The 7,919-nt window shown below is 63.2% G+C and carries 8 protein-coding genes; all 8 read left to right on the forward strand.

Annotation, left to right across the window (positions count from 1 at the left end; genetic code table 11):
* Positions 1–577: SDR family oxidoreductase (locus EOA60_RS11015; RefSeq protein WP_206628121.1), on the forward strand; the 577-nt coding region annotated here is incomplete at its 5' end.
* Positions 578–660: 83 nt separating this feature from the next.
* Positions 661–1,608 (forward strand): LysR substrate-binding domain-containing protein, encoded by a 948-nt coding sequence (locus EOA60_RS11020; RefSeq protein WP_067328785.1) that lies wholly within the window; start codon positions 661–663, stop codon positions 1,606–1,608.
* Between the two features lie 87 nt (positions 1,609–1,695).
* Positions 1,696–2,730 carry an amino acid ABC transporter substrate-binding protein gene (locus EOA60_RS11025; protein WP_095825036.1) on the forward strand — a complete coding sequence of 345 codons (1,035 nt, stop codon included), beginning with the start codon at positions 1,696–1,698 and terminating at the stop codon, positions 2,728–2,730.
* Positions 2,731–2,807: 77 nt separating this feature from the next.
* Entirely contained in the window at positions 2,808–3,974 is a 1,167-nt protein-coding gene (locus EOA60_RS11030) for an ABC transporter permease subunit (RefSeq protein WP_245322400.1), read from the forward strand.
* 3 nt (positions 3,975–3,977) lie between these two features.
* The gene (locus tag EOA60_RS11035; RefSeq protein ID WP_095824997.1) at positions 3,978–5,057 is read left to right on the forward strand and encodes an amino acid ABC transporter permease; all 1,080 of its coding nucleotides are present in this window, start codon (positions 3,978–3,980) and stop codon (positions 5,055–5,057) included.
* Positions 5,058–5,079: 22 nt separating this feature from the next.
* The gene (locus tag EOA60_RS11040; RefSeq protein ID WP_095824998.1) at positions 5,080–5,826 is read left to right on the forward strand and encodes an amino acid ABC transporter ATP-binding protein; all 747 of its coding nucleotides are present in this window, start codon (positions 5,080–5,082) and stop codon (positions 5,824–5,826) included.
* A 54-nt stretch (positions 5,827–5,880) separates the two neighbouring features.
* Positions 5,881–7,287, forward strand: a complete 1,407-nt coding sequence (locus EOA60_RS11045; protein ID WP_095824999.1) for an FAD-binding oxidoreductase — start codon at positions 5,881–5,883, stop codon at positions 7,285–7,287.
* Between the two features lie 117 nt (positions 7,288–7,404).
* Positions 7,405–7,919, forward strand: a 515-nt coding sequence (locus EOA60_RS11050) for a thiamine pyrophosphate-binding protein (RefSeq protein ID WP_245502543.1), incomplete at its 3' end; no start/stop codon positions are given.

Raw genomic sequence — 7,919 nt, forward strand, 5'->3', positions numbered from 1 at the left:
AGCTTGCGACATCCAGGTCGGACCGCAGTGTCACGCCGCCTTCGACGCCATTGTCGCGAAGCTGGGGCGCGTCGACACGCTGATCAATTGCGCCGCGATCTATCCTCGGCGTCCGCTCCTCGAGATCACCGACGCCGAGTGGGACGCCTCCAACGGCATCAACATCAAGGGCACGTACCACATGATGGTGGCGGCCGTTCGCCACATGCAGTCGCAAGAGCCAAAAGCGCATGTGCGTGGAAGGATCGTAAACCTCACTTCCGTCGACGCCTTCAAGGCGCATCCGCAGAACGCCCATTATGCGGCGACCAAGGCCGCCGTCGTCAGCCTCACGCGCTCCTTTGCCCATCACGTCGCCAAGGACGGGATTTTGGTGAATTCCGTCGCGCCCGCCGGCATGGCCACCGAGAAGGCCAAGGCGCTCGGTTTTCTCGAGGAATTGGCCAAGGCAAGCCCGCTCGGCCGCGGCGCCGAGCCGACCGAGGTCGCCGAGTGGGTGCTCATGACCGGCGGCCCGAAGAACACCTATATGACCGGTGAAAACGTAATCGTCTCAGGCGGTTACATCTACGCCTGAATCGGTTTTCATAAGCCGGCGGCGTCTGAAATCCAGCAGTGCATGATCAACGGAGTCTCGAACGAAAGGAGGCGGACCTCACGATGACCGGCAAGCTTCGCCTTCCTTCGCTCAATGCGCTTCGCGTCTTCCACGCCGTCGCACAGCACAAGAGCTTCCGGCAGGCCGCCGACGAGCTCCTGGTGACGCCGCAAGCCGTCGGTCAGCAGATCAAGCTCCTGGAAGACACGCTGCAGGTGACGCTGTTCGAGCGCAAGGGGCGCTCGATCGAACTGACTGAGTCGGCGATCTTGCTCTCGCACTATGTCAAAGCCGGCTTCGACGAATTTTCCGAAGGCGTTCGCCGCGTCACCAAATCGAACTACCGGGACCGCATCAATCTTAATGCGAGCCCCTACTTCGCAACACACTATCTGCTGCCCAGGCTTTCATTGTTCCGCGAGATCCTGCCGGGCGCTGATCTGCGCCTGACGACGATGGTCGACCTGCCCGATTTCGGGCGTGACGACATCGATATGACGGTGCAGTGGGGCTATGGCAACTGGCCGGACTACGAGACCACGCTGCTGGTGCCGGACCCGAAGATCATATGCTGCACCCCGGCGATCGGCGAGAAGATCAAGTCGGCGCAGGACCTGACGCGGTTCACGCTGCTCGACACCGTCAAGTCGAAGCGGCTGTGGCCCGACATATTGCGGCACCTCGGAGTGGAACTCGCTGAGGGCGACCGCAGCATCGGGTTCGATGACGCCGCCACCATGCGCCGTGCGACGCTCCAAGGCATCGGTGTCGGCCTGGTTTCCATCATCGATGCCGAGGAGGACTTCAGGTCGGGCGCGCTGGTCGCGCCACTTGGCCGTGACGCCCTCTCGGACATGAAGCCGGAAGAAGTCCCCGGCTTCTACCTCGTCATGCCGCGCGGGCATCTGCGCGTGAAGGCGGTGGCCGCCCTGCATCGCTGGCTCGTCCAGCAGGATTGGGGCAGCGACCTCAAGCTTTCTCTGCCGAAACCGACACCGCTCTCCGATTAGGAGCGGCTTCGCGACCGAGGGCCGAAGCGCGTGTTTCGGGCCTCCAACAACAAGAACAAGTGAACCTCAACAGTGGAGACAACAAACATGAAAATGATGAAATGGGGGGCCGCAGCCATGGCCCTTGGCCTGGTTCATTTTGCGGCGCCTGCCGAGGCGGCGGGCGGCAAGACGCTGGAAACGGTGAAGGCGCGCGGCTTGCTCAACTGCACGGGCCATGACGGCTCCTATCTCGGCTTCGCCGAGGTAGACGACAAGGGCAACTGGAAGGGCATGGACATCGACCTCTGCAAGGCGGTGGCGACCGCCGTGTTCGGCGACCCGGCCAAGCTGAAGATCGTCCCGATCAGCTGGGCGCAGCGCTGGCCGTTGCTGCAGTCGGGGGACGTCGACATCATCATCAAGGCGTCGGGCGGCACGCTCAGCCGAGATACCGAGCTCGGCCTGCAATTCTCGATGTCCTATTACCTCGGAACGACCAAGGTGATGGCGCATAAGGAGCTCAATCTGAAGTCGCTCAAGGACGCCGATGGCGGCTCGATCTGCATCCCCGCGGGGACGACCATCGAGCAGCAGGTCGCGGCCTATGCGCAGAAGGTCGGGATCAAGCTGGAGCCTGTCGTCATCGAAAAGACGGAAGAGCTCGAGCAAGCATACTTCTCGGGGCGCTGCGACATGTATGCCCAGTGGGGGCCAGTTCTCGCAATCGCGCGTGTCGCCAAGGGCAAGGTCGACGACCACGTGATCCTGCCCGACGTGCTCGCCGTCGAACCCGAGGTCATGATCGTGCGGCAAGGCGACGACAACTGGGTCGACGTCGCCAACTGGACGCTCTCCGCCCTGCTCTTCGCCGAGCAGGAAGGCATCACGTCCAAAAATGTCGATGAGATCAAAGCCAAGCCCACGTCGCCGGCAGTTGCCAAGTTCCTGGGTGCCGCGCCAGGCATGGGCAAGGGTCTCGGACTTCCTGACGACTGGGCCTACAACGTGATCAAGAAGGTCGGCAATTACGGCGAGATCTTCGATCGCGATCTCGGCAAGGAGTCGCCCTACAAGATGGATCGCGAGCTGACCAACCTGTGGAACAATGGCGGCGTCCTGTTCCCGCTGGTGATCGACTGACTCCACCTCTCAACGCAGCTCGCTCTGAGCTCCGCCTGGCACCGCCAGGCGGAGCCGGCGACAATTCGGGGACGACCATGATGGTCAGCCTGCTAAGAAATCAGAGGGTCCGCAATACGCTTTTACAGGTTCTTTATGTCGGCTCGCTTGCTGCGATGATCCTTGCCTGCGTGATGATCGCCCGGCGGAACCTGGCGCAGCAAGGCATCACGTCCGGCTTCGACTTCCTGTTCAAGTCGACGGGCTGGGATGTCAACTTCTCGCTGCTGCCCGCCACCGCCAACGACCCCTACTGGTGGTTCTTCCTCATCGGCGTCATCAACACGCTATTCCTGGGATGCACCGGGCTGATCCTGGCGACGATCGTCGGCACCATTGTCGGCCTGGCGCGGACCTCCTCGAACGAGCTGGCGCGGCTGCTTGGCCGCACCTATGTCGACATTTTCCGCAACATCCCGCTGATCCTCCAGGTCTTCTTCTGGTACGCCGTCATTACGCATCTGCCGACGCCACGCGCCGCGCACGAGGCCTTCGGCATGCTGCTGACCAGCCGCGGCCTCTATGTCCCGGTCCCCAATGTCGGCGGCGTCGCGTTTGCGGCAGCTTTCCTTGCTGTAATCGCCGCGATCGCGCTGCCGGTTTGGCTGGGCCGGACCACGCGCCTCAGCCAACCGCCCGGCGAGCGGCTCGGCATTCAACTGACCGCGGCCGCGACGGCACTGGCCAGCGCAGTCATTGTCCTTGCGCTGGGCCGCCTGCCGGACCTGCCGCTGCTCGACTTCCCTGCCCTGCAAGGTCTCAATCTCAAGGGTGGCCTGCGCATCCCTCCCGAATTTTCCGCTTTGGCCATCGCCATCGCCATCTATGGCGGCTCCTATATCGCCGAAATCGTGCGTGGCGGCTTCAAGGCCGTCGGGAAGGGCCAGATGGAGGCCGCCCTTTCGCTGGGGCTGAGCCCCTGGCGCGTGTTCACGCTGGTGCGGCTGCCGCTGGCGCTGCGTGCCATGCTGCCGATCCTCGCGAACCAGTATGTCTGGCTGATGAAGGCGACGACCATGGGCATTGCGGTGGGCTTCACCGACTTCTTCATGATCGTGGCGCTGACCATCAACCACTCCGGCCAGACGCTGGAAGCGATCGGTATCCTGATGGCAGGGTTCCTGGCGATCAATCTCAGCCTGGCCGCCGTGTTCAACCGCATCAACAAAACCATTGCCCTCAAGGGCAATCAGTTGAGGGGGTGAGTGATGGAGATGGTAATTGTCGCTCCCCCTGCCCCTGGCAAGCTCGAAGACGTGAGGCGCCGTTTCTTCGCCACGCCGCTGCAGGCGCTGTTGTCGCTGATATCCCTGACGATCATGGCTTTCGTTCTCTGGAAGCTGCTGAACTGGGCGGTGTTCTCAGCGGTGTTCACCACCAGCGGCGGGCCCGAGGCCTGCCAGGCGGCGGCAGGAGCCTGCTGGTCGGTCATTGCCGCCAGGTGGCGCATCATCCTTTTCGGCCTCTATCCCTTCGAGGAGCAATGGCGCTCGGCCTTGGCCTGTGTGGCCGTCGTGGTCATTACCGTGCTGAGCTGCATTCCGGCCTTTTGGACCGGCAGCCGCATCGCGCTCGTCTGGGGCGCTGGAACGGCGCTCTACTATGTGCTGATGAAAGGCGGCGTGCTCGGCCTGCCCTATGTCGGCGAGGAAGCCTGGGGCGGGCTGGCGCTCACCCTTTTCATCTTCGTCACCACCTGCCTGATCGGCTTCCCGCTGGCGATCTGCCTGGCTCTCTTGCGCCGCTCGGAGCTGCCCTGGATATCCAGGACCACCGGCCTGATCATCGACGGAGTGCGCTCGCTGCCGCTGATCTCTATTCTCTTCACCTTTGCCGTCGTGCTGCCCTTCGCGCTGCCGCAGTGGATGGCAGGCGACAAGCTGTATAGGGTCATTCTCGGCTCGGCCCTGTTCTTCTCGGCCTATCAGGCCGAGATCGTGCGCGGCGGCATACAGGGCGTTCCGAAGGGCCAGGAGGAAGCCGCCATGGCGCTCGGCATGAGCTACTGGCAGCGCATCGGCCGCATCCTCCTGCCGCAGGCCATGCGCAACGCGCTGCCGGCGACGATCAACCAGTTCGTCATCTCGTTCAAGGAAACCTCGCTGGTGGTTATCGTCGGTTTCTTCGAGATCCTCGCCTCCGGCAATGCCGCCTACGGCACCGGCGAATGGCGCTTCGCCTATGTCGAGGTCTATGCCTTCATTGCGTTGATCTATTTCGTCTTCGTTTTCAGCCTGTCCCGCTACGGTGCTTTCCTCGAGCGCCGCATGTCGGTCGGCGAACGGTAGGGAGGCGCACAAAGTGAATTCGATGCAGTCATCCGGCGCCGCGGTTCATATCCAGAACCTGGACAAATACTACGGCTCTTTCCACGCGCTGCGGAACATAAACCTTTCCGTGAAGCGCGGAGAAAAGATCGTCGTCTGCGGCCCCTCGGGCTCCGGCAAGTCGACCATGATCCGCTGCATCAATCGGCTCGAGCAGCACAATGGCGGGCGCATCACCGTGCTCGGCACCGACCTCAACGACGATGTCGGCAACATTGACGGGATCAGGCGCGAAGTCGGCATGGTGTTCCAGCACTTCAACCTGTTCCCGCACATGACCGTGCTGGAGAACTGCATGATCGCACCGATGATCGTGCGCAAGCGACCGCGCGCCGAGGCCGAGGCGACCGCCCGGCACTATTTGGAGAAGGTCCGCATTCCCGAGCAGGCGATGAAGTTTCCCGGACAGCTCTCCGGCGGCCAGCAGCAGCGTGTGGCGATTGCGCGCGCCCTTTGCATGCAGCCGCAGCTCATGCTGTTCGATGAGCCGACGTCGGCGCTCGACCCGGAAATGATCGCCGAAGTGCTGGACGTCATGGTGAGCCTTGCTTCGGAAGGCATGACGATGATCTGTGTCACGCACGAGATGGGCTTCGCGCGCCGCGTCGCCGACCGCGTCATTTTCATGGACCGCGGCGAGATCGTCGAGGAGGCGCCGCCGGAGCAGTTCTTCACCTCTTGCCGAAACGAGCGCACCCGGCAATTCCTGTCGCAGGTGCTGGGTCATTGAGCCAGAGCCAGCTGCTGTCTATACGCGGACGTGCCACACATCGCAGGTATCGCAATGACTGACGCCGTCACCGCTTTGCGCGAGATTCTCGGACCGAAAGGCTGGCTTTCGGGCACCGACGCCGAGCCTTATCAGCGCGACTGGCTGAACCGCTATGGCGTCGCGCCTTTGGGCGTTGCCAGACCCGCGAACACGGCCGAAGTTGCCGCAGTGGTCAAGGCATGCCGGGTGGGCGGCGTGGCCGTGATTCCGCAAGGCGGAAACACCGGCCTGTGCGGCGGCGCCGTCGCCGATCGGGCGGACGCGATCATCGTCTCGCTTTCGCGCATGACGGGAATAGGCGAACCGGATCCGGAGAGCGGGTCGATTGCGGTTGACGCGGGTGTTGTGCTCGCCGCGTTGCACGACGCGCTGGAGCCGCATGGCCTAATGTTCCCGATGCATCTCGGCGCCGAAGGCAGCGCCAGGATCGGCGGCCTGATCGGCACCAATGCCGGCGGCAGCCAGGCGTTTCGCTATGGCATGATGCAGGACCTCGTGCTCGGCCTCGAAATCGTGACCCCGGACGGCGCGATGTGGGACGGCCTTCGCGCGGTGCAGAAGGACAATGCCGGCTATCAGCTGCGCAAGCTGTTCTGCGGTGCCGAAGGCACGCTCGGCATCGTCACGCGCGCTGTCCTCAGGCTCTATCCCACCCCAAAACAACAGGCGAGCGCGCTTCTGGTAATGTCCGACTTCGCCGCGGCCGTTTCCTTCGGCACCTATCTGCGCGGCGAGGCCGGCGAGTTCCTTGCCGGGCTCGAATTCTTCTCCGATGTCGGCCTGAGGCTGGCGCTCAAAAATCTGCCTGATCTCGCCTACCAGCTGGAAACACGAGGCGACGTCTACCTGCTCGTCGAACTGGCGTCAGGTTCGGCGCGCGTTCCGCTGGACGAGATCCTCGCTTCGGCACTGGAATGGGGTATGGAGGAAGGTCTGGTCGTGGATGGCGCGCTGGCCAATTCGGGCGCGCAGCGGGCGCAATTCTGGCGGCTGCGCGAGGAACAACCCGAGGGGCAGCGGCTGGAAGGCGAACAGTTGAAGCACGACATCTCGGTGCCGCCGGGCGCCATCGCCCGCTTCATCGAGACCGGCGCCGGGATTTGCGACGACATCCTGCCCGGCGTGCGGATCAACCCATTCGGGCATCTCGGCGACGGCAACATCCACTACAATCTGTCGCCGCCGGAAGGCCGCGCCGATTTCGACGGCAAGGCGGGACAATTTGCCGAGGCGCTGGCTGCGCTCGCTACCGAGATGGGGGGCAGCTTCGCGGCGGAACATGGGCTTGGGCGCGCCAAGATCGCCATGGCCGAGCGGAATCGCAGTTCTGTGGAGCGGGAACTCATGGCGCGGCTGAAGGGCGCGTTCGACCCGCAGGGCACGATGAATCCCGGTGTCCTGGTTCGAATTGCAGAATAAAGAAAAACTTTCGAATGGATCGCATTTCTTGATTTCGCGTCGGCCCGCCAGAGTGCAGGTATAAGTTCGAAAGGCAGGCTCCGTCTGCTTGCCACCAGCGTAAGAGGATGCCGAAGCATGGTCCGCAATGGCGGTCGCCTTCTTGTCGAGTGCCTGATCTCGCTTGGCGCGACCAAGAGCTTCGGCGTTCCCGGCGAAAGCTATCTCGCCGTTCTCGACGCGCTGCACGACACGCGTGGAAAGCTGGACTACGTGCTCTGCCGCAATGAGGGCGGTGCGGCTTTCATGGCTTCCGCCTACGGCAAGCTGACGGGCACGCCGGGCATTAGCTTTGTGACGCGCGGCCCGGGCGTGACCAATGCCAGCATCGGCGTGCACACCGCCATGCAGGACAGTTCGCCGATGATCCTCTTCGTCGGCCAGGTCGGCACCGACATGAAAGGCCGCGAAGCCTTCCAGGAAATAGACTACCGGGCGGTGTATGGAACCGTCGCAAAATGGGCGGTCGAGATCGATGACGTCAATCGTCTTCCCGAAATCGTGGCGCGGGCCTGGACCACCGCTTTGACCGGACGGCCCGGCCCCGTAGTGGTCGCGCTGCCGGAAGACATGCTGACGGCCATGACCGGAGC

This window comes from Mesorhizobium sp. M1A.F.Ca.IN.020.06.1.1 (assembly GCF_004023265.1).
Lineage (GTDB): Bacteria > Pseudomonadota > Alphaproteobacteria > Rhizobiales > Rhizobiaceae > Mesorhizobium.

Excerpts from the sequence above, each read along its gene's own strand:
- EOA60_RS11030 (WP_245322400.1), top strand. The coding sequence starts at position 2,808 with ATGATGGTCAGCCTGCTAAGAAATCAGAGGGTCCGCAATACGCTTTTA.
- EOA60_RS11020 (WP_067328785.1), top strand. The coding sequence starts at position 661 with ATGACCGGCAAGCTTCGCCTTCCTTCGCTCAATGCGCTTCGCGTCTTC.
- EOA60_RS11035 (WP_095824997.1), top strand. The coding sequence starts at position 3,978 with ATGGAGATGGTAATTGTCGCTCCCCCTGCCCCTGGCAAGCTCGAAGAC.
- EOA60_RS11045 (WP_095824999.1), top strand. The coding sequence starts at position 5,881 with ATGACTGACGCCGTCACCGCTTTGCGCGAGATTCTCGGACCGAAAGGC.
- EOA60_RS11025 (WP_095825036.1), top strand. The coding sequence starts at position 1,696 with ATGAAAATGATGAAATGGGGGGCCGCAGCCATGGCCCTTGGCCTGGTT.
- EOA60_RS11040 (WP_095824998.1), top strand. The coding sequence starts at position 5,080 with ATGCAGTCATCCGGCGCCGCGGTTCATATCCAGAACCTGGACAAATAC.